The following is a 19985-nucleotide window of genomic DNA, read 5'->3' as shown; positions in this document are numbered from 1 at the left end:
GTCAGGCCTCCGTTCCGGTGTTCTCTGCAGCCGGAGCCTCGGCGGCCGGGGCCGCGGGGGCCTCGGCAGCGGCGGGACGACGGCCACGGCCACCGCGCTCGCCACCACGGCGCTCGCCACCGCGGGCGGGACGACCACCCTCGGGACGGGCCGGGCGGTTGCCCGAGCGGGCAGCGGCGTTCTCAGCGCGGACCTCGGCGATGTTCTTGACGTCGCCCTTGTAGATCCAGACCTTCACGCCGATGCGGCCGAAGGTGGTCTTGGCCTCGAAGAAGCCGTAGTCGACGTTCGCACGCAGGGTGTGCAGCGGCACGCGCCCCTCGCGGTAGAACTCCGAACGGCTCATCTCGGCGCCGCCGAGACGACCGGAGCACTGGACCTTGATGCCCTTGGCGCCGGACTTCATGGTGCCCTGCATCGACTTGCGCATGGCACGGCGGAAGGAGACGCGGGAGGACAGCTGCTCCGCGACGCCCTGAGCCACGAGCTGGGCGTCCAGCTCGGGGTTCTTGACCTCGAGGATGTTCAGCTGGACCTGCTTGCCGGTCAGCTTCTCCAGGTTGCCCCGGATCTTGTCGGCCTCCGCGCCGCGGCGGCCGATCACGATGCCCGGACGGGCGGTGTGGATGTCCACGCGGACGCGGTCACGGGTGCGCTCGATCTCGACCTTCGAGATGCCGGCGCGCTCCATGCCCTTCGTCATGAGACGACGGATCGCGACGTCTTCCTTGACGTAGTCCTTGTACAGCTTGTCGGCGTACCAGCGGGACTTGAAGTCCGTGCTGATGCCGAGACGGAACCCGTGCGGGTTAACCTTCTGGCCCATTACCGGGTCCCTTCCTTGCTGCTGACGACCACGGTGATGTGGCTGGTCCGCTTGCGGATCCGGTAGGCGCGGCCCTGGGCACGCGGACGGAACCGCTTCAGGGTCGGGCCCTCGTCAACGTACGCCTCGGAGATGTAGAGGTCGTCCACGTTGGAGTGGTTGTAGTTGTGCGCGGCGTTGGCAATGGCGCTGTCGAGCACCTTGCCGACCGGCACGGTGGCGGCCTGCGGAGCGAAACGCAGGACGGCCTGGGCCTCCGTGGCATTCATGCCACGGATGAGGTCCACCACGCGGCGGGCCTTCATGGGCGTCACGCGGATGTACCGCGCCTGAGCCCTGGCTTCCATGGTTGTCCCCTTAATGGAGTAAGTCATTGAGTCGTTGTGGCGCGTCAAGCTCAGGCGCTTAGCGACGCTTCGACTTCCGGTCTTCCTTCACGTGGCCACGGAAGGTGCGGGTCGGAGCGAACTCGCCGAGCTTGTGGCCGACCATCGACTCGGTGACGAACACCGGGACGTGCTTGCGGCCATCGTGGACCGCGATCGTGTGACCGAGCATGCTCGGCGAGATCACGGAACGACGGGACCAGGTCTTGATGACGTTCTGAGTACCCGCCTCGTTCTGAGCGTCCACCTTCTTGATGAGGTGGCCGTCGATGAAGGGGCCCTTCTTGAGACTGCGCGGCATCTGACCTGCTCCTAGCGCTTCTTGTTGGTCTTGCGGCGGCGCACGATGAGCTTGTCCGACGCCTTGTTCGGGCGACGGGTACGGCCCTCGGGCTTACCCCACGGCGAGACCGGGTGGCGACCACCGGAGGTCTTACCCTCACCACCACCGTGCGGGTGGTCGATCGGGTTCATGGCGACACCACGCACGGTCGGGCGGACGCCCTTCCAGCGCATGCGGCCGGCCTTGCCCCAGTTGATGTTCGACTGCTCGGCGTTGCCGACCTCGCCGACGGTCGCGCGGCAGCGCGCGTCCACCAGGCGGATCTCACCGGAGGGCATGCGCAGGTGCGCCATCTTGCCCTCACGCGCCAGCAGCTGGATGCCGGAGCCGGCGGAGCGGGCCAGCTTGGCACCGCCACCGGGACGCAGCTCCACCGCGTGGATGGTGGTACCGACCGGGATGTTGCGCAGCGGCAGGTTGTTGCCCGGCTTGATGTCGGCGCCAGCGCCGTTCTCGATCCGGTCACCCTGCGTGATGCCGCGCGGCGCGATGATGTAGCGCTTCTCGCCGTCCGCGTAGTGCAGGAGCGCGATGCGCGCGGTGCGGTTCGGGTCGTACTCGATGTGCGCGACCTTGGCCGGCACGCCGTCCTTGTCGTGACGACGGAAGTCGATCACGCGGTAGGCGCGCTTGTGACCGCCACCCTGGTGGCGAGCGGTGACACGACCGGCGTTGTTACGGCCGCCCTTGCTGTGCAGGGGGCGAACCAGCGACTTCTCCGGCGTGGACCGCGTGATTTCTACGAAGTCGGCCACGCTGGAGCCACGACGGCCCGGCGTAGTCGGCTTGTACTTGCGGATGCCCATTTGGCTCTCTCGTCCTCGTCCTAATCGACGATCACGATCTCCTTGTTCAGGAGACCGGACCACCGAAGATGTCGATGCGGTTGCCCTCGGCCAGCGTCACGATGGCGCGCTTGGTGTCCTTGCGCTTGCCAAAGCCCGTCTTGGACCGCTTGCGCTTGCCCTGACGGTTGATCGTGTTGACAGCCTCGACCTTGACCGAGAAGACCGCCTCGACGGCCTGCTTGATCTGGGTCTTGTTGGCGCCCGGCGACACGATGAACGTGTACTTGTTCTCGTCGAGAAGGCTGTAGCTCTTCTCGGAGATGACCGGCTTCACCAGGACGTCACGGGGGTCCGTGAACGTCTTGCTCGTAACGTCGCTCATCAGGCGGCGCTCCCTTCGAGCTCGCCCTCAGCGGCAACGGCCTTGGCGGACGCGACCGGACCGGCCACGAAACGCTCGAAGGCGGCCTGGGTGAAGACCACATCGTCGGAGACGAGCACGTCGTAGGTGTTCAGCTGACCGGCGTCCAGGATGTGCACGTGCGGCAGGTTGCGAGCGGACTTCAGGCCCAGCTCGTCCTCGCGCTCGACGACCAGGAGGACGTTCTTGCGCTCGGTGATCTTGCCGAACAGGCTCTTGGCGGCCTTGGTCGACGGCGCCTCGGTCGCGGTCACGCCGGTGACGACGTGAATGCGGTTGTGGCGGGCCCGGTCGGTGAGCGCACCGCGCAGGGCGGCGGCGATCATCTTCTTCGGGGTCCGCTGCGAGTAGTCGCGCGGCACGGGACCGTGCACGACGCCACCGCCGGCGAACTGCGGCGCACGGGTCGAGCCCTGACGGGCGCGGCCGGTGCCCTTCTGGCGGTACGGCTTCTTGCCGCCACCGCGGACCTCGCCGCGAGTCTTGGTCTTGTGGGTGCCCTGACGGGCCGCAGCGAGCTGCGCCACGACGACCTGGTGCATCAGCGGAACGCTGACCTTCGCGTCGAAGATCTCGGCCGGAAGCTCGAGGCTGCCGGTCTTGTCGCCAGCCGGCGACAGGATGTCAATGGTGCTCATTTCCTCACAGCCCCTTCGCCGCGGTGCGGACGAGGACGAGGCCGCCGTTCGGGCCCGGGACGGCGCCCTTGATGAGCAGCAGACCCTTCTCCGCGTCGACCGCGTGCACGGTCAGGTTCTGGGTGGTCACACGCTCGTGGCCCATCCGACCAGCCATGCGCAGGCCCTTGAACACACGGCCCGGGGTGGCGCAGCCACCGATGGAACCGGGCGAGCGGTGCTTGCGCTGGGTGCCGTGACCGGCGCCGAGACCCTTGAAGTTGTGACGCTTCATGACACCGGCGAAGCCCTTGCCCTTGGAGGTGCCGGTCACGTCGACCTTGACACCCGCCTCGAACAGCTCGGCGGTGATCTCCTGGCCCAGGGTGTACTCGGAAGCGTCCGAGGTACGGATCTCGACCAGGTGGCGGCGCGGGGTGACACCGGCCTTGGCGAAGTGGCCCGCGAGGGGCTTGTTCACCTTGCGGGGGTCGATCTCGCCGAAGCCGAGCTGGACGGCACTGTAGCCGGCCGGGCTGTCGGCGGTGTGGACCTGGGTCACGACATTGGGCCCAGCCTTGACGACGGTCACCGGAACGACCCGGTTGTTCTCGTCCCAGACCTGGGTCATGCCGAGCTTCTCGCCCAGGATGCCCTTAATCTGCTTAGCCATCTTCGGTGCGCCTCTCAGAGCTTGATCTCGATGTCGACGCCCGCCGGCAGGTCGAGACGCATGAGCGAGTCAACCGTCTTCGGCGTGGGGTCGAGGATGTCGATCAGACGCTTGTGAGTACGCATCTCGAAGTGCTCGCGCGAGTCCTTGTACTTGTGCGGCGAGCGGATGACGCAGTACACGTTCTTCTCAGTGGGCAGCGGCACCGGGCCCGCGACCTGCGCACCAGTACGGATCACCGTCTCGACGATCTTCTTCGCCGAGGAGTCGATGACCTCGTGGTCGTAGGCCTTGAGCCGGATGCGGATCTTCTGTCCCGCCATGGCTACTCAGTAGTCCTTTGTCCTTAGTCACTGCACGACTCCCCTCCGACCCCCGCGCTCGGGCGTGTCGCCTTCGCGCTTGCAAAAAACCGGCGAAGTACTTCGTCGGTTTCGAACTTTCGGGGTGGGGGATGCCGGATCGAGGCCCCGCGTACGCTTCCCGGAAGATTCCCGTACTTTCGCCCCGCAGCTGCCGTGGCGTAGAACTCACGCTTGACGGCCATCACGGGAACGACGAGTACGTGGGACTCGCTTCCGGTCCTCCCGGCGGGAGGCGCGCAGCATCGGCACTCAACCGAGCAACTTGGACATACTGCCACATGGAGCAGCCGAGATGCCAATCGGGGCCGGTGAGGTGCTCCTCACCGGCCCCGACGGGGTGAATCCGCAGGTCAGTTCTTGGGCGGGCGCCCGCAGGTGACGTCCACGTCCCGCGACGTGGTGTTGGCGCACCAGAGCTTCATCGGGTCCGGACCGAAGGTGTACTCGGTCAGGTCCATGTTGATCGGGTTGCAGGCCTGCTTGCCCTTGTACGGCGAGTACTTGGGGCACTGGCCGTTGTCGAGCTGCTGCAGGTGGGCGCGGAGCGCGTCCAGACCCATGTCCTCGACGCCCGGGTTGGTGGACGGCATGAAGCGGTTGGCCGACCAGGAGCCGCCCATGGTCGCGAACAGGGCGAGCGCGCAGACCAGGCCGGCGGCCAGCTGCGCCATCACCCGCGGCGAGATCCGCGCGGCCCGGGACGGGGCCACCTCGGCCAGCGTGCTCCGGACCCAGCCGAAGCCGCGCTGGTAGGTCAGCATGACGCCCATGACCGCCAGGATGATCAGGCAGTAGAGGATGATCCAGGTCGTGCGCGGGTACAGCTGGACGGCCTGGTTGTGCTCCATGTGCGAGGCGAACCAGAAGCGCATCAGCCAGGCACCGGCCAGGACGAAGCCGGCGGTGCGGATCACCATGTTGCGCAGGCCCAGGCCGACTCCGATGCCCACGCCGAGCAGCAGCAGCACGCCGAAGCCGGTCTGCCCGGCGATGTCGCCCTGGGGCGGCCAGTTGTGGTACGTCAGGTCGCCGGAGCGGTCCGAGGCCCAGCCCATGACGTAGGCCGGGTCGATGTAGGTGTTGATGTAGGCGTAGCGGTCCAGCGTGGAGGCGCCGAGGCGGGCCAGCTGGTACAGCAGCGGGGCGCCGATGACGCCGGCGGTGACCAGCATGGTGCCCAGGAAGACCAGCGCGCGGGTGAGGGCGGTCCGGCCGCGGCGCCACGGGAAGATCATCAGGACCAGGACGAACGAGCCCGGCGCGGCCCACAGGTACCAGCCCGAGTACCAGAGGAACATCACGCCGAACGCGGCGCCGAAGCCGAGGCCGCGCAGCAGCGCCGAGCGGGTCGAGAGCTCGTCGACCCGGCGGATCTCCCGGAAGCAGGCCGCCAGCAGCGGCAGCAGCACCAGCATGGAGCCGTGGCTGTACGGGCGGATCGGGTCGAGGAAGACGATCGACGCCGGCACCGCGACCGCCATCGCCCAGAACGGGCGGAGCAGCATGCGCCAGGAGAGGTAGGCCATCGGCCCGACGAGCGCGCTGAGGATCAGCTGCAGGTCCTTGAGCGCGTGGCCCACGCCGGCGATGCCGTTGTGGAAGAGCTTGGCCCAGACCGCGAGCAGGGCGGGGAACAGCGGGGGGTACACCCCGGGCAGGCCCTTGCCGCGCAGCATGTCGTTCGCCATGCCCATCAGGTTGCCCGGGTCGCCCTCCTGGCCGCCGAGGCCCCAGGGGGTGCCGTGCAGGGCCACCACTATGCCGCCGGCCACCACGCCGGTGCCCAGGCCCGCGACGGCGGCGCAGGCCAGCCGCTGCGCGACCCGGTAGTAGCGCAGCGTCCCGCGGTAGGCGAGCAGCAGCAGCACCGCGAGGAGCGGGATGCCGAGCAGCGCCGCGTACTGCTGGATCTTGGCGAGGCCGCTGACCTGGCCGATCCGGGTGGTGGGGTTGACGCTGATGTGCGTGCACAGCAGCATGAAGCCGAGCGCGACGCCGACGCTGACCAGGCCTTCCGCCAACGGGAGGAACCAGCGCTTCTCGGTCCACCGCGAGAAGCGGTCGCCCCGGCGGCCGCCCGGCGATCCGTCGGAGGACGCCGTGGTCGCCTCGCCGTCGGGCACGCCGGCGCGGCCGCCGACGACGTCCGGGGCCAAATCCGTCATGTCTCTTCGCTTCCGTGAAGCGGCACACTGCCGCGGGTCGGACCGGCTCGCCGGGTGCGGGCGAGCTCTGCGGGCGGCGGCCGGGCGCCCGTTCGGCACAGGTCGGCCGAAATTCCTGACGTGCTGTGGGCGTCCGGCGGATGGATCGTCGCCGCCGGCGAAGCCGGGCCCTGGCCGGGACTCATGGTAATCGCACCCCCAAGAGCGTGTCATGGCGCGCCTCCGCTCCACCGGGGGCCCCTTCCGCTGCACCTGAGGCACCTTCCGGCGCCCGTCAGCCCCGGAACCCGGGCGGATAGGGTGAGGCGCGCAGTCCACGTCCCGCCACGACCACCGGCCCGGAGTCCCCCGCCCATGTCGCACACCGCACGCAAGAGGTCGGTCCTGACGGCCAGTCCGCCGCTGTCGGAGGCCCTCGGACGGAAGAACGGCTTCGGCCTGCTCCGGCTCGTCCTCGCCCTGGCCGTGATCTTCGCCCACGCGATGCCGCTCGGGCTGGGCGAGCCCGACCTCGGACTGCTGGAGAGCCGCGGCCAGACCAACGTCGGCGCGATCGCGGTGAGCGGCTTCTTCGTGCTCTCCGGGCTGCTGATCACCCGCAGCGGCATGCGGCTGAGCCCGGCCCGGTTCCTCTGGAACCGCGGCATCCGGATCCTCCCCGGGCTCTGGGCCTGCCTGCTGCTGACGGCGTTCGTGGTCGCCCCGGTCGTCGCGTACCACCAGGGCCGGCTGGCCGGCTTCTGGTCGCACCCGCAGGGCCCGCTGGCATATCTGGAGGCCAACTGGTCGATCGGGGTGAACCAGTGGGGGATCTCCGGTCTGCTCGACCACGTGCCGCACCCCACCGCCTTCAACGGCTCGGTGTGGTCGCTGGCGTACGAGGTGCTCTGCTACCTGCTGGTGGTCTCGCTGGCCGCGGTCGGCGTGCTGCGGCGCGCGCGCTGGGCCGTCGGCCTGATGGTCCTGGGGCTCTACGCCTACCTGGTCCACCTCGCGACGGGCTTCCACCTGCTGCGCGCCCCCGAGTACGCGCCGACCGGCCTCACCGGCTGGCAGCTGCCGTTCCTGGGCGCGATCAGCCTGGACATGTTCATCCCGCTGACCTTCATGTTCGGCCTCGGCGCGGTCGCGGAGCTGTACAAGAAGCGGCTGCCGATCAACGACCCGGCCGGCGTGCTGGCCGCCCTCGTCTTCCTCGGCACCGCCCGGTACGGCGGCTTCACCCTGTTCGGCCTGCCCGCCTTCGCCTACCTGCTGATCTGGCTCGCCTGCCGGATGCCCGGCCCGCTGACCAAGGTCGGCACCAAGGTCGACCTCTCGTACGGGGTGTACATCTACGCGTTCCCGATCCAGCAGTGCCTCGCGCTCTGGGGCGTCGGCAAGCACGGGTACTGGACGTACACGGCGGCCTCGGTGGCGCTCTCGGTGGCCGCCGCGTTCTGCTCCTGGCACGCCGTGGAGAAGCCCGCGCTCAAGCTGAAGGACCTGGGCCTGCGCAAGCCGCCGCGGCCGGAGCAGCCGCCGGCGGCGCCGGTGCGGCCGCTGTCGGAGGTCTCGTCCTGACCCTCCCCCCGAAACGACTCCGGGCCCGGTACGCGCTGTGCGTACCGGGCCCGGTTCGTGCGGTCCCGCGGGGACCGCCCGGAGCTAGCCGGAGACCTTCTCGTCGAAGCGCTCCTGGTTGAGCCGCGCGCCCTCGGTGATGGCGACGGTGCGGGCCATGTCGGTGAGCTTCTTCTCCAGGGAGCGGAAGCGCAGGTAGGTGTTGAGCGCCAGGAAGGCCAGCGCCAGGACCATCATGTACAGCACCAGGTCGGTGCCGCGGCCGACGCCCAGCCGGTTCGCCACCCAGGTGACGTCGCTCGGGCGCAGCACCGCGTAGATGTTCGCGAGCACGAACAGCACGAAGGCGATGCGCTTCCAGGCCCGGGTGTTGGTCCGGTCCCAGCGCCGGATGAAGATGAGCGCCGCCGTGCCGGAGCCCAGCACCAGCACCAGTTGGATCCAGAAGTACTTCATCGCCGGCCACGCTCCCGGAGCGAGATGTCGAAGAGGATGTTGACGCCGTTGATCAGGGACTGGCCCTTGGCGCGTGAGTAGTCGGTGTAGAGGATGTCCACGGGGACCTCCACGACGCGCAGCGAGGACTTCGCCAGCAGGCCGACGATCTCGGAGGCGTGCGCCATCCCGTTCATGGTGATGCGCAGCTGGGAGGCCGCCTCACGGTTGATCACGCGCAGGCCGTTGTGCGAGTCGGTGAGCTTCAGCTTGCGGGCGGTCGGGCTGACCGCGGCCGCCGTGCGGAGCACCACGCGCTTGATCATCGGGACCTGCTCGGACTGCTCGATGAACCGCGACCCGAGGACGACGTCGGCGGTTCCGCCGCGCAGCACGGCGACCATCTTCTCGACGTCGGCCGTCTGGTGCTGGCCGTCGGCGTCGAAGGTGGCGAAGTAGCGGGCGTCCGGCTGCTGCAACGCGTAGGAGAGCCCGGTCTGCAGGGCGGCGCCCTGGCCGAGGTTGACCGGGTGCCGCACCAGGTGGGCGCCGGTGGTCAGGATGTGCTCGGCCGAGCCGTCGGTGCTCCCGTCGTCGACCACGACGATGTTCGGGAACGTCTTGCGGGCGTTCTCCACCACATCGGCGATCACCTGGCCTTCGTTGTAGGCGGGGATCACCAGCCAGACGTCGTCGTATTGGGACATGGTCGCTTCCTGGGCGCTGGGAGGGGGTTGCTGGAGGGATCTCACGGGTCAGGCCCGGCGGCCGGCCACATGGCTCAGCATCGCCCCGACGCCGCGCAGGCCCGCCTTGCGGCCGGCCGCGGGGATCATGCTGAGCGCGTGCAGCCGGGACGAGACGAAGCGGCGGGAGATGGTGGCCGCCCGGTGCCAGCCGTGCGCGTCCAGCCGGTCCGCGGTCTCCCGGAAGAAGCGGCGGGCCTCCTCGAAGCGCTTGCCGGTGAAGGCGGTGACCGAGGACTCGCTGACCGCGTGCCGCCGGTAGCTGAAGCACACCTCGGGCACGACCGCCAGCGACACGTCGGCGAGCAGCAGGTCGACGATGATCGCGAGGTCCTGGATGACGCCCAGGTCGGCCCGGAAGCCGGTCGCCTGCATCTCCTTGGTGCGCCAGCACACGGACGGGAAGTACAGCCAGTCGCCGCGCATCAGGCTCATCGCGAGCGGCTCGCCGGACATCAGCAGCGGCCCGGGGTCCTTCGGCGCGTACAGCCGGCGCTTGACGGTGTCGGCGAGGCTGCCGACCGGGTTGCCGTCGGCGCCGATGACCAGCACGCCGGGCTGGACCATGCCGGCGTCCGGGAAGCGCTCCAGCGCGTCCCGGACCACCTTCAGGTAGTTGGGGTGCATCAGGTCGTCGCAGCCCATGAGCACGAGGTAGTCGTACTCGGCGAGCTGGACGCAGCGGTTGAAGTTGCCGCTGACGCCGAGGTTGGTCTCGTTGCGCAGGTACCGCACCCGTGGGTCCGCGAGGGACTCGAACCAGCCGGGGACGTCCGGCTCCTTGCCGTCGTCGACGACCGTGAGTCGCCAGTCGTCACCGTCCTGGGCCAGCACGCTGCGGACGGCGTCCTGCATCAGCCGGACGTCGCCGTAGTACGGCATCAGGATCTCGAAACGGGACATCGGGTACCTAGACCTTGCCAATGAGCTCGGGGCGGCGGGCGGCGGCGCGGGTGGCGGGCTCGATGGCCTTCACGTTCGCCGGCATGCGGCGGATGAGGGCCAGCAGCAGCACCAGGCCGGCCCGGGCCAGGTAGATCGTCGCCTTGATCGGGGAGGCGGAGGGCGTACCGGTGGTCCGCTCGCGCATCGCGACCGGGACCTGGCGGATGACGAAGCCGCAGCGGGCGGCGCCGACCATGCTCTCGATGGTGTCGCCCAGGTACTCGACCGGGTACCAGTGCGAGAAGAACTCGATCATCGGCTTGTTGCAGGCCTTGAAGCCCGAGGTGGTGTCGGTGAGCCGGGTCCTGGCGACCCGCGACAGCACCACCGAGAGCAGCTTCATCGCCCAGGCCCGCGGGCCGCGCACCTTGTACGAGCCCTCGCCGGCGAAGCGGGCGCCGATGACCAGGTCCGCCTCGTCGCGGAGCTTCTCCAGCAGCGCGGGCACGTAGGCCGGGTCGTGCTGGCCGTCCGCGTCGCACTGGATCGCCACGTCGTAGTCGTGCAGGTGCGCGTAGCGGTAGCCGAAGCGCATCGCGCCGCCGACACCGAGGTTGTACGGCAGCTGCGCGACCTTCGAGCCGTAGGCGGCGGCGACCGCCGCGGTGCTGTCCGTCGAACCGTCGTCGACCACCAGGGTGTCCACGCCGGGGAGCTTCTGCTGGATCTCGCGGAGGATCTTCGGCAGGCCCTCGGCCTCGTTCCAGGCGGGGAGGATGATCAGTACCCGCTTGCCGTCGATCATGCCTTCACCTCGGGGTCGTTCACGTCGCTGCCGGAGCGGGCAATCGGGAAGTCGTGGTGCTCGGCGAGGTGGGCGCGCATCATCGCGACGTCCTCGGCCAAGGTACGGGTCTCGGCCTCCAGCCGGCTGGTCTCCCAGCTGAGGTGCACGCAGACCAGCAGGACCAGCACGAAGCCGGCGAACAGGACGAGGCTGACCCCGGAGGCGACCCCGAGCCGGCGGGCCGTCGAGTCCAGCAGCCGGGGGAAGAAGCCCAGCGGGGCGATCACGACGCCGATGGCCAGCCAGAGGGCCGCGTACTTCTCCCGGAGCTGCTGACGGCGCAGCAGCTCCAGGATCCACACGAGCACCAGCACGCCGGTGATCGAAGTCAGCACACTCAGCTGCACGATGGATCTCGCCTTTCACGCTTCGGTGAGGCATGGGGGTGAATGGGGCACATGCTAGGGATACCGGTACCGCGGGACGTCTCCGGGGGGAGCCCTGACGACATCGCGATCAGCTCGCGGAGACCGAGTCGGCGGAGACGGCGGCCTGCGGGGAGTCCGCACCGGCGCCGCGCACGCTACCGTCGCCGCGCAGCGCCAGCAACATGACCAGGAGCACCACCAGCGGACCGGCGGTGTAGGCGGCCTCCACCCGGACGGCGGGGGCCCCCGGGAGGCAGGTGACCAGCAGCAGCGCGGCGGTGCCGATCGCCCAGCCGAGCAGTTGGCGGCGGTGGTGGCCGCGGGCGATGACCGCCTGGCCGACGACTGTGGCGAGCAGGTAGGCGAGCGTGCCCACCGAGAGCCAGAGGAAGTCCACCGGGCCGAGAGCATGCCGGTCCGCGTTGAACGCGACGTGAATCATCCATGGCCCCAGGACCACGGCGGGCACCCCGCCGAGGACCCCGAGGGCCGTCACGATGCCGCAGGTCTTGGTGAGGAGCTTGCGGAAGCCGACCCGGTCGCCGGTCGACGCGGCCGTCGACAGCCCCGACATCAACGAGGCCTGCAGCGCGCCGAACACGAACAGCGGGACCCGGCTGAGCACCATCGCGCCGGTGATCGCGCCGACCAGGACGGCCTGCGAGGGCGCCAGCACCTTGATGCTGAGCACGGCGGCGTTGGCGACGAACTGCGCCAGCAGGAAGGAGACGGTCAGCATGCCCAGGCCGCTGCACAGCTCCCGCCAGCCGATGGCCGGCCCGGGCAGGGCGATCCGCAGCGTCCGCGGCAGGCTGACGAGCATGGCCAGCACCGGGGAGACGGCCAGGACCAGGCTGTACGCGAGCGCCGAGTGCACACCCGCCACCAGCAGGCCGACCGAGAGGGCGATCCGCAGGACGCCGTCCAGGCCGAGCTGGAGGCCGTACGAACCGAAGTGTCCGAGACCGGCCAGCACGCCGCGGGTCAGGTAGCAGGCGGCCGGTCCGACGAAAGCGGCGGCCAGGGCCACCACCAGGCTCCGGTCGCCGTGGAAGAACGTGTCCGCGAGCGGGCGGGAGAACGCCCCCAGCCCGGTGAGCACCACCAGCAGCAGCCCGCCGGTCAGCACGGTCGCCTTGCGCAGCACCGGGGCCGCGCCCTCGCCCCGGGCGGCGCGGGCGGCGATCACCCGGGTCAGCTCCTGCTCGACCGGGAAGAACAGCCCGAGGGCGAACGCCATGGCTATCGTCCACAGGACGTTGACGTCGGCGATCGCCTGGCGGTCGAGCGCGTGCCCGGCCACCCCGAGGTGCACGTACGAGGCGCCCCCGAGGGTGACCGTCCCCACGCCGACCGCCAGCAGTCCCGGCGGCAGCGCGCGCGTCATCCGGCCGAGCACCCCGCTCACCGCTCCGCCGCGACGCGCAGCGCCTCGAAGGCCGGGCGCTCCAGGGCCTCGGCGAGCATGGCCCGCCACTCGGGCAGCGGCGCCAGCCCGGCGGCGGCCCAGCGGTCGTGGCCCAGCACGCTGAAGGCGGGGCGGACGGCCGGTCGGACGAACGCCTCCGAGGTGGTCGGGCGGATCCGCTCCGGGTCGAGCCCGCTCAGCGCGTAGGTCTCCCGGGCCAGTCCGCACCAGGTGGTCCGGCCGCTCGCGGTGCCGTGGTAGACCCCGGCCGGGGCCCGCCCGGCGAGCGCGGCCCGGCCGAGCTCGGCCAGCCGGCCGGCCAGCGCGTACGACCAGGTCGGCTGACCGTGCTGGTCGTCGACCACGTCCAGGGTGTCCCGCTGGGCGGCCAGCTTGAGCATGGTGGCCACGAAGTTCGGGCCGTGCTCGCCGTACAGCCAGGCGGTGCGCACCACGTAGCCGTGCTCGGGGAGCAGTTCGGCGACGGCCCGCTCCCCCGCCAGCTTGCTCCGGCCGTACGCGTTGACCGGCGCGGTCGGGGCGTCCTCCGGGCAGGGCTCGGTGGCGTCGCCCGGCAGCACGTAGTCGGTGGAGACCTGCAGCAGCCGGGCACCGGTCCCGGCGCAGGCCGCGGCCAGGTGGCGCGCGCCGGTGCCGTTGACGGCGGTGGCGGCCTCCTCCTCGGTCTCCGCGGCGTCGACGTCCGTCCACGCGGCGCAGTTGACCACGAGGTCGTGGCCCTCGACGGCGGCCCGCACGGCCGCGGCGTCGGTGATGTCGAGGTCCGCCCGGCGCAGCGCGGTGACCCCGGCGGCCGGGTCGGCGGCCAGCACCGACAGCAGGTCCTGCCCGAGCATCCCGGCCGCGCCGGTGACCAGCCAGCGCACCCGGCCGGCGGCGTTCACGGTCACTTGGCCAGGGCCGCCTTCTGCTTCAGCGGCTCCCACCAGGCGCGGTTCTCGCGGTACCAGGCGATGGTCGCGGCGAGGCCGTCCGGGAAGGACACCTGCGGCTCGTAGCCGAGCTCTTCGCGGATCTTGCTGATGTCCAGGGAGTAGCGCAGGTCGTGGCCCTTGCGGTCCTCGACGTACTCGACCATGTCCCAGCCGGTGCCCGCGGCCTCCAGCAGCAGGCCGGTCAGCTCCTTGTTGGTGACCTCGGTGCCGCCGCCGATGTTGTAGACCTCGCCGGCGCGGCCGTCGCGCATGACCAGCTCGATGCCCCGGCAGTGGTCCGAGACGTGCAGCCAGTCGCGGATGTTGCCGCCGTTGCCGTACAGCGGCACCTTCTTGCCGTCGATCAGGTTGGTCGTGAACAGCGGGATGACCTTCTCCGGGAACTGGTAGTGCCCGTAGTTGTTGGAGCAGCGGGTCACCACGACGTCCATGCCGTGGGTGCGGTGGTACGCCAGCGCCAGCAGGTCGGAGCCGGCCTTGGAGGCCGAGTAGGGGGAGTTCGGGGCCAGCGGCCAGGTCTCGGTCCAGGAGCCCTCGCTGATGGAGCCGTAGACCTCGTCGGTGGAGACGTGGACGAAGCGGCCGACGCCGTGCTTGCGGGCGGAGTCCAGCAGGACCTGGGTGCCGAGGACGTTGGTCACGACGAAGGGGCCCGCACCGGCGATCGAACGGTCCACGTGCGACTCGGCGGCGAAGTGCACCACCACGTCGTGGCCCGGCATCACCTGGTCGACGGCGTCCGCGTCGCAGATGTCGCCCTGCACGAAGGTGTAGCCCTGGTGGCCGGCCACCGGGGCCAGGTTCTCCAGGACGCCCGAGTAGGTGAGCTTGTCGAAGACGGTTATCCGGGCGCTCTCGTCCGCTCCGAGGAGCTGACGGACGAACTCCGAACCGATGAATCCGGCGCCGCCGGTCACGAGGATGCGCATAATGCGCGTAGTCTACCGTCGCCGATCGGCCCCCTCGAACGGCCCGGGACGGGGCGCACCCGGCTCTCACTTAAGCTGCTCGCATGCGTGGAATCCTCCTGGCCGGCGGGACCGGCTCGCGCCTGTGGCCACTCACCCGGGCGGTCTCGAAGCAGCTGCTCCCCGTCTTCGACAAGCCGATGATCTACTACCCGCTGTCCACCCTGGTGATGGCGGGCATCAGCGAGATCCTGATCATCACCACCCCCGCCGACCGCGAGCAGTTCGAACGCCTGCTGGGCGACGGCTCGCAGCTCGGCCTCAAGCTGGAGTACGCCGTCCAGGAGAAGCCCGAAGGCATCGCCCAGGCCTTCGTGCTCGGTGCGGACTTCATCGGCGACGAGTCCGTCGCCCTGATCCTCGGCGACAACATCTTCCACGGCAGCGGCCTCGGCACGCGCCTGGCCGAGCACACCGACTCCGCCGGCGGCCGGGTCTTCGCCTACCCGGTGGCCGACCCGACCGCGTACGGCGTGGTCGAGTTCGACGAGAACGGCCAGGCGATCTCCATCGAGGAGAAGCCCGAGAAGCCCAAGTCGCGCTACGCCGTCCCCGGCCTCTACTTCTACGACAACCGGGTCGTGGAGATCGCCCGCGGCCTGAAGCCCAGCGCGCGCGGCGAGCTGGAGATCACCGCGGTCAACGACGCCTACCTGCGCCGGGGCGAGCTGAACGTCACGATCCTGGACCGCGGCACCGCCTGGCTGGACACCGGCACCTTCGTCTCGATGGTGCAGGCCTCGGAGTTCGTCCGGGTCATCGAGGAGCGCCAGGGCTTCAAGATCGGCTGCATCGAGGAGGCCGTCTGGCGGGCCGGCCTGATCGGCTCCGAGCAGCTGCGCGAGCTCGCCGAACCGCTCCTGAAGAGCGGCTACGGACAGTACCTGCTGGCCCTGCTGGACGAGGAGGACGCCCGGTGAAGTTCCGCGAACTGAGCATCGAGGGCCTGGTCGAGATCACCCCTCAGCTGCACGGCGACCCGCGCGGCATGTTCACCGAGTGGTACCGCTTCGACCGGCTGGCCGAGGTCGTCGGCCACCCGCTGCGGCTGGCCCAGGCCAACCTGTCGGTCTCCTCGCGCGGCGTGGTCCGCGGCATCCACTTCGCCGACGTGCCGCCCGGCCAGGCCAAGTACGTGACCTGCGTGCGCGGCGCCGTGCTCGACGTCATCGTGGACCTGCGGGTCGGCTCGCCGACCTTCGGCCGTTGGGAGGGCGTCCGGCTCGACGACGAGGAGCGCCGCGCGGTCTACATCCCGGAGGGCCTCGGCCACGGCTTCTGCGCACTGAGCGACGACGCCACGCTCTCGTACCTCTGCTCCGAGACGTACAACCCGACCGGCGAGCACTCGGTCCACCCGCTCGACCCCGACCTGGGCATCGAGTGGCCGGCCGAGCAGCCGCTGCTGTCGGCCCGGGACGAGGCCGCGCCGTCGCTGGCGGAGGCGATCTCCTCCGGCCTGCTGCCGACGTACGAGACCTGCAAGGCGTTCACCGAGAGCCTGCGCACCGAGCAGGCCTGAGGCCCCGGCGGGACCGGGGTCCCGTCACGACGCGCGAAGGCCCGGCCGGATTCCTCCGGCCGGGCCTTCGTCGTCCCGGTCACTCGTCCCGGAACACCCAGTACTTGTAGCCGAAGTAGTTGACCACCGAGAGGACCACCAGCGCGACCGCGCGGGCCAGCAGGTAGAAGAGGCCCAGCTTCACCAGGCCGCCGACCAGCAGCACGGTGCCGACCCAGTTTCCGCCCGCCATCACCAGGTAGCGGGCGGTCTGCTTGCCGACCGGCGAGGAGCTGTCGAACGCCCAGATCCGGTTCAGCAGGAAGTTCGTCGTGAAGCCCGCCAGCACCGCGACGAACGTGGACGGGGCGAGCGGCAGGTCGAGCACCCCGTGCAGGACGTACAGCAGGCCCATGTCGACGGTCGTGCTGGTGACGCCGGCGGCCAGGAACCGCACCGCGCTATGGCCCAGGAGTCCGGCGATCCTGCCCTTCGCGGTGGAGCCGGACACTTCCGAGGGCGATTCCAGTTGAGTCACGGGGAAATCGTAAGTGCAACGCCCGGCGGCCACACAGCCGCCCGGGTCGGGCGATTTCGGCCACCCGTTATCTTGGTCGCGTGTCCTCATACTCCCCCTCCGTGACCTCTCCTCCCTCGCCCGCCGCGAGCAGATCCGGCCACGGCTCCAGCAGTTCGGGCCGGCTGCTGTTCCGGCGGACCTGGTGGACCGCGTTCATCGGGTTCTTCCTCGTCTGCGCGGGCTGGGCCCTCGCCTCGCCGTACGACGCGAGCCCGGACGAGCGGGAGCACATCATCCGCGCGGTCGGGGTGGCCCGGGGCGAGTTCGCGCCCAAGCCCGAGGCCGCCGGTGGTGGCGTCGGCGCCTTCCAGCACGTGCCGGCCTCGATCGTCCGGGAGAACTGCTGGTGGTTCGACCCCACCAAGTCGGTGGCCTGCGCCAAGGCGCCCGGCGGTGAGGACCGGCAGATCGAGCGGGTGGGCACCCGGGCCGGCCGGTACAACCCGGTCTACTACGCGCTGGTCGGCTGGCCGATGGCGCTCTGGCCGAACTGGCTCGGCCTCACCCTGGCCCGGCTGATCAGCGCGGGCCTGGTCGCGGCGCTGCTCGCCTCCGCCGCGCACAGCCTCGTCGCCTGGACCAGGCACCGGGTCGCGGCGGCCGGGCTGCTGGTCGCGGTCACCCCGATCACCGCGCACCTGGCGGGCTCGATCAACCCCAACGGCATCGAGATCGCGGCCGGGGTGGCCCTGGTCGCGGCCCTGATCCCGACCCTGCTGGACCCGGAGCAGCCGCTGCGCCGCGCGGCCATGGTGCAGATCGGGATCGCCGGTTCGGTGCTCATGACGGTCCGCGCGCTCGGTCCGCTCTGGTGCGCGGCGATCTTCGGGATCATGCTGGTCCCGGCGAAGCGCGAGCGGCTGAAGCCGCTGCTGCGCTTCCGGCCGGCCTGGTGGACGGCCGGCGCCCTGGGCGCGGTCGGCGCCGCGGGGGCGCTGTGGACCGTGGTCATGAAGGCCTCGGAACTGATGCCCGTCCAGGTGGCGCCCGGGATCACGGTGCCCAAGGCGATCCGGCACGAGGTGATCGTGCGCTGGCCCGACTACTTCACCGAGGTGATCGGTGTGCCGTCGTGGCTGGACACCCACCTGCCCGGCACCGCGTACTACCTCTGGTACCTGGCGATCGGCTGCCTGGTGCTGCCCGCGCTCGCCTTCGGCGCGTGGAGCGACCGCTGGCGGGTGCTCGCCTTCTTCCTCGCCCCGTTCGCGGTGGTCACGCTCTCGGACGCGCTCGCGGCGCACAAGGTCGGCTTCGTCGGCCAGGGCCGGTACCTGCTCCCGGTCGCCGTCGGGGTGCCGCTGATCGCGGCCTTCGTCCTCGGGCGCCGCGGTGTGCTCGACGGGGCCCGGTCGGCCTCGCTGGTGCGGACGATCGCGCTGCTGGTGCTGCCCCTGCAGCTGGCGTTCCTGGGGTACACCATGATCCGCTGGCAGTCCGGGGTCGGCACCTCGGTGGACTACACCCCGCTCAACCCGCTGGCCGGCAGCTGGCACCCGCCGGCCGGCTCGGCGACCGCGCTGCTGACCGCCGCGGCCGGCTGCGTGGTGCTCGGGATCTGGGCCTGGACCAGCACCGGCCGACCGGCCGGGGCCGAGCCGGCGGCGCGCACCGCCGAGGTCAGCGCTTCCTGAAGACCCACAGTTTGAGGAGGACGAACCGGGCCACGGTGGCGAGACCGTTCGCCACCACGAGCCCGGTCACCTCCACCACGCGGGACGCGTGCGGCACGGCCGCGTCGAGCAGCGCCAGGGCACCGCTGCTGAGGCCGAGCCCGATCAGGAACGCGACCGCGCCCTGCAGTTGGTCCCGCACCGCGCCGGCCGAGCCGGTGATGCCGAAGGTGAAGCGGCGGTTGGCCGCGGTGTTGGCCACCGCGCTGACGGCCAGCGCGACCAGGTTGGCCACCTGCGAGGAGGCGACCAGGCGCAGGGTGACGAACAGCGCCAGGTAGAAGAGGGTGCTCAGCACCCCGATGACCAGGAAGGACGGCAGCTGCCGCCGGACCGTTCGCGGGCCGGCGGCAGCCGCGTTCCGGGCGTCCCGGGCGGAACCACCGCGGTGCTCGTCGTGCTCGTCCCGGTCCGCGGAGAGGATCTCGTTCACTCGCCGGACCCGCCGTACCGGTCCGGCTCCTCGGCCGAGTCGTAGCCCACGAAGTAGGCGGGCCGCGCCTGGACCGCCGAGTAGATCCGGCCGACGTACTCGCCGAGCAGTCCGACGCAGACCAGCTGGACGGCACCGATGAACAGCATCCCTATGAACAGCGAGGACCAGCCGGGCACGGTGGAGCCGACCGCGTACGCGATCGTGGTGTAGAGCGCCAGCGCGATGCAGACCAGGAAGCTGAACAGCCCGAGCCAGGTCGCCAGCCGCAACGGGGAGGCGGAGAAGCTGGTGACGCTGTCCAGCGCCAGCCCGACCATCTTGGACAGCGGGTAGTGGGTGCTGCCCGCGACCCGCTCCTCCCGCACGTAGACCACCTCGCCGCTGGGGAAGCCCAGCCACGGCACCAGCAGCCGGTAGACCGGCTGGTGCTCGGGCATCGCCTTCAGCGCGTTCACGGCGGCCCGGCTGAGCAGCCGGAAGTCACCGGCCTGGTTGGGCATCCGCTTGCCGACCAGCTTGCGCATCAGCCAGTAGTACCCGCCGGCGGTGTGCCGCTTGAAGAAGGTGTCGGTGCCGCGGTCCCCGCGGACGCCGTAGACGATGTCGAGGCTCCGCTCGCGGGCGAGCTCCAGCATCTCCGGGATCTTCTCCGGCGGGTCCTGCAGGTCGGCGTCGATGGAGACGACGTAGTCGCCGAAGGCACGGTGGATGCCGGCCGTGAGGGCGGCCTGGTGGCCGGAGTTGCGGGCGAAGCGGACGATGCGGAACTCCGGCCAGTCCTGGTGGACCTTCTGCATCAGCACCGGGGTCGCGTCGGTGCTCCCGTCGTCGACGCCGACCACCTCGTAGGTCACGTCGAGCGCGTCGAGGATCGGCCGCAGCCGTTCGACGGTCAGCGGGAGCGCCTCCTGCTCGTTGTAGATCGGCATCACGACCGACAACAGCGGTGCCGTTGACATGCGTTGGTCCCACTTTCCGCGACGGCGGGGCTGGTTGGTGGCCCGACCATAACAGTCTGCGATGAGCGGCCGGTGA

Annotated in this window: 24 protein-coding genes; 4 read left to right on the top strand and 20 right to left on the bottom strand. The window is 70.5% G+C overall.

Going from position 1 to position 19985, the window contains the following annotated elements; genetic code table 11:
- Position 1: 1 nt before the first annotated feature.
- From rpsC to AB0Q99_RS10545, 9 genes are all read right to left on the bottom strand, one after another.
- On the bottom strand, positions 2–826 hold the full coding sequence (rpsC, locus tag AB0Q99_RS10585; RefSeq protein WP_316523504.1) for a 30S ribosomal protein S3: 825 nt from the start codon (positions 824–826) through the stop codon (positions 2–4).
- Positions 826–1173 carry a 50S ribosomal protein L22 gene (rplV, locus tag AB0Q99_RS10580; RefSeq protein ID WP_030280773.1) on the bottom strand — a complete coding sequence of 116 codons (348 nt, stop codon included), beginning with the start codon at positions 1171–1173 and terminating at the stop codon, positions 826–828. The genes rpsC and rplV overlap by 1 nt, the downstream gene beginning before the upstream one ends.
- 58 nt (positions 1174–1231) lie before the next feature.
- Positions 1232–1513, bottom strand: coding sequence for a 30S ribosomal protein S19 (gene rpsS / locus AB0Q99_RS10575; RefSeq protein WP_030280772.1), 282 nt, complete (start codon positions 1511–1513; stop codon positions 1232–1234).
- A gap of 11 nt (positions 1514–1524) precedes the next feature.
- Entirely contained in the window at positions 1525–2361 is an 837-nt protein-coding gene (gene rplB, locus AB0Q99_RS10570) for a 50S ribosomal protein L2 (RefSeq protein ID WP_207810337.1), read from the bottom strand.
- 46 nt (positions 2362–2407) lie between these two features.
- On the bottom strand, positions 2408–2725 hold the full coding sequence (gene rplW, locus AB0Q99_RS10565) for a 50S ribosomal protein L23 (protein ID WP_030280768.1): 318 nt from the start codon (positions 2723–2725) through the stop codon (positions 2408–2410).
- Entirely contained in the window at positions 2725–3402 is a 678-nt protein-coding gene (gene rplD / locus AB0Q99_RS10560) for a 50S ribosomal protein L4 (protein WP_363570161.1), read from the bottom strand. The genes rplW and rplD overlap by 1 nt, the downstream gene beginning before the upstream one ends.
- A gap of 4 nt (positions 3403–3406) precedes the next feature.
- Positions 3407–4054: a 50S ribosomal protein L3 gene (gene rplC / locus AB0Q99_RS10555; protein WP_207810335.1), complete on the bottom strand. Its 648-nt coding sequence runs from the start codon at positions 4052–4054 to the stop codon at positions 3407–3409.
- A gap of 14 nt (positions 4055–4068) precedes the next feature.
- Positions 4069–4377, bottom strand: coding sequence for a 30S ribosomal protein S10 (rpsJ, locus tag AB0Q99_RS10550; protein WP_012785157.1), 309 nt, complete (start codon positions 4375–4377; stop codon positions 4069–4071).
- Positions 4378–4769: 392 nt separating this feature from the next.
- Positions 4770–6584: a hypothetical protein gene (locus AB0Q99_RS10545; RefSeq protein ID WP_363570159.1), complete on the bottom strand. Its 1815-nt coding sequence runs from the start codon at positions 6582–6584 to the stop codon at positions 4770–4772.
- A gap of 354 nt (positions 6585–6938) precedes the next feature.
- On the opposite strand from AB0Q99_RS10545, the gene AB0Q99_RS10540 reads away from it, so the two are divergent.
- Positions 6939–8147: an acyltransferase gene (locus AB0Q99_RS10540; RefSeq protein ID WP_363570157.1), complete on the top strand. Its 1209-nt coding sequence runs from the start codon at positions 6939–6941 to the stop codon at positions 8145–8147.
- A gap of 84 nt (positions 8148–8231) precedes the next feature.
- Here AB0Q99_RS10540 and AB0Q99_RS10535 read toward each other — a convergent pair whose 3' ends face one another.
- The 8 genes from AB0Q99_RS10535 to rfbB form a co-directional block, all read right to left on the bottom strand.
- On the bottom strand, positions 8232–8603 hold the full coding sequence (locus AB0Q99_RS10535) for a DUF2304 domain-containing protein (protein ID WP_363570155.1): 372 nt from the start codon (positions 8601–8603) through the stop codon (positions 8232–8234).
- Positions 8600–9289, bottom strand: coding sequence for a glycosyltransferase family 2 protein (locus AB0Q99_RS10530; RefSeq protein WP_363570153.1), 690 nt, complete (start codon positions 9287–9289; stop codon positions 8600–8602). Before AB0Q99_RS10530 ends, AB0Q99_RS10535 begins: the two co-directional genes overlap by 4 nt.
- Before the next feature lie 48 nt (positions 9290–9337).
- On the bottom strand, positions 9338–10231 hold the full coding sequence (locus AB0Q99_RS10525; protein ID WP_363570151.1) for a glycosyltransferase family 2 protein: 894 nt from the start codon (positions 10229–10231) through the stop codon (positions 9338–9340).
- Between the two features lie 7 nt (positions 10232–10238).
- Positions 10239–11018: a glycosyltransferase family 2 protein gene (locus AB0Q99_RS10520; protein ID WP_363570149.1), complete on the bottom strand. Its 780-nt coding sequence runs from the start codon at positions 11016–11018 to the stop codon at positions 10239–10241.
- Entirely contained in the window at positions 11015–11395 is a 381-nt protein-coding gene (locus AB0Q99_RS10515; protein WP_350519905.1) for a DUF2304 domain-containing protein, read from the bottom strand. Before AB0Q99_RS10515 ends, AB0Q99_RS10520 begins: the two co-directional genes overlap by 4 nt.
- 121 nt (positions 11396–11516) lie before the next feature.
- Positions 11517–12815, bottom strand: coding sequence for a hypothetical protein (locus tag AB0Q99_RS10510; RefSeq protein ID WP_363570147.1), 1299 nt, complete (start codon positions 12813–12815; stop codon positions 11517–11519).
- Between the two features lie 17 nt (positions 12816–12832).
- The gene (gene rfbD / locus AB0Q99_RS10505) at positions 12833–13747 is read right to left on the bottom strand and encodes a dTDP-4-dehydrorhamnose reductase (RefSeq protein WP_363570145.1); all 915 of its coding nucleotides are present in this window, start codon (positions 13745–13747) and stop codon (positions 12833–12835) included.
- Positions 13744–14721, bottom strand: coding sequence for a dTDP-glucose 4,6-dehydratase (gene rfbB / locus AB0Q99_RS10500; RefSeq protein WP_363570143.1), 978 nt, complete (start codon positions 14719–14721; stop codon positions 13744–13746). The genes rfbD and rfbB overlap by 4 nt, the downstream gene beginning before the upstream one ends.
- An 83-nt stretch (positions 14722–14804) precedes the next feature.
- Between rfbB and rfbA the strand changes: the two genes are divergently transcribed.
- Together rfbA and rfbC are read left to right on the top strand one after the other, a co-directional pair.
- Positions 14805–15680 carry a glucose-1-phosphate thymidylyltransferase RfbA gene (rfbA, locus tag AB0Q99_RS10495; RefSeq protein ID WP_363570141.1) on the top strand — a complete coding sequence of 292 codons (876 nt, stop codon included), beginning with the start codon at positions 14805–14807 and terminating at the stop codon, positions 15678–15680.
- Positions 15677–16282 (top strand): dTDP-4-dehydrorhamnose 3,5-epimerase, encoded by a 606-nt coding sequence (rfbC, locus tag AB0Q99_RS10490; protein WP_363570139.1) that lies wholly within the window; start codon positions 15677–15679, stop codon positions 16280–16282. Before rfbA ends, rfbC begins: the two co-directional genes overlap by 4 nt.
- A gap of 79 nt (positions 16283–16361) precedes the next feature.
- On the opposite strand, the gene AB0Q99_RS10485 is transcribed toward rfbC, so the two are convergent.
- Positions 16362–16799 (bottom strand): GtrA family protein, encoded by a 438-nt coding sequence (locus AB0Q99_RS10485; protein ID WP_363570137.1) that lies wholly within the window; start codon positions 16797–16799, stop codon positions 16362–16364.
- 101 nt (positions 16800–16900) lie between these two features.
- Between AB0Q99_RS10485 and AB0Q99_RS10480 the strand changes: the two genes are divergently transcribed.
- Positions 16901–18475, top strand: a complete 1575-nt coding sequence (locus AB0Q99_RS10480) for a DUF2142 domain-containing protein (protein ID WP_363570135.1) — start codon at positions 16901–16903, stop codon at positions 18473–18475.
- Here AB0Q99_RS10480 and AB0Q99_RS10475 read toward each other — a convergent pair.
- Both AB0Q99_RS10475 and AB0Q99_RS10470 read right to left on the bottom strand, forming a co-directional pair.
- Positions 18462–18947, bottom strand: a complete 486-nt coding sequence (locus AB0Q99_RS10475) for a GtrA family protein (protein ID WP_363570133.1) — start codon at positions 18945–18947, stop codon at positions 18462–18464. The genes AB0Q99_RS10480 and AB0Q99_RS10475 overlap by 14 nt on opposite strands.
- Positions 18944–19909, bottom strand: coding sequence for a glycosyltransferase family 2 protein (locus AB0Q99_RS10470; protein ID WP_363570131.1), 966 nt, complete (start codon positions 19907–19909; stop codon positions 18944–18946). The genes AB0Q99_RS10475 and AB0Q99_RS10470 overlap by 4 nt, the downstream gene beginning before the upstream one ends.
- Positions 19910–19985 lie beyond the last annotated feature (76 nt).

The organism is Kitasatospora sp. NPDC086791 (assembly GCF_040685975.1).
In the GTDB taxonomy this organism is placed as follows: Bacteria; Actinomycetota; Actinomycetes; order Streptomycetales; family Streptomycetaceae; genus Kitasatospora.
The sequence above is the reverse complement of the archived record's forward strand: the minus strand, read 5'-3'. Positions and strand labels throughout refer to the sequence as shown.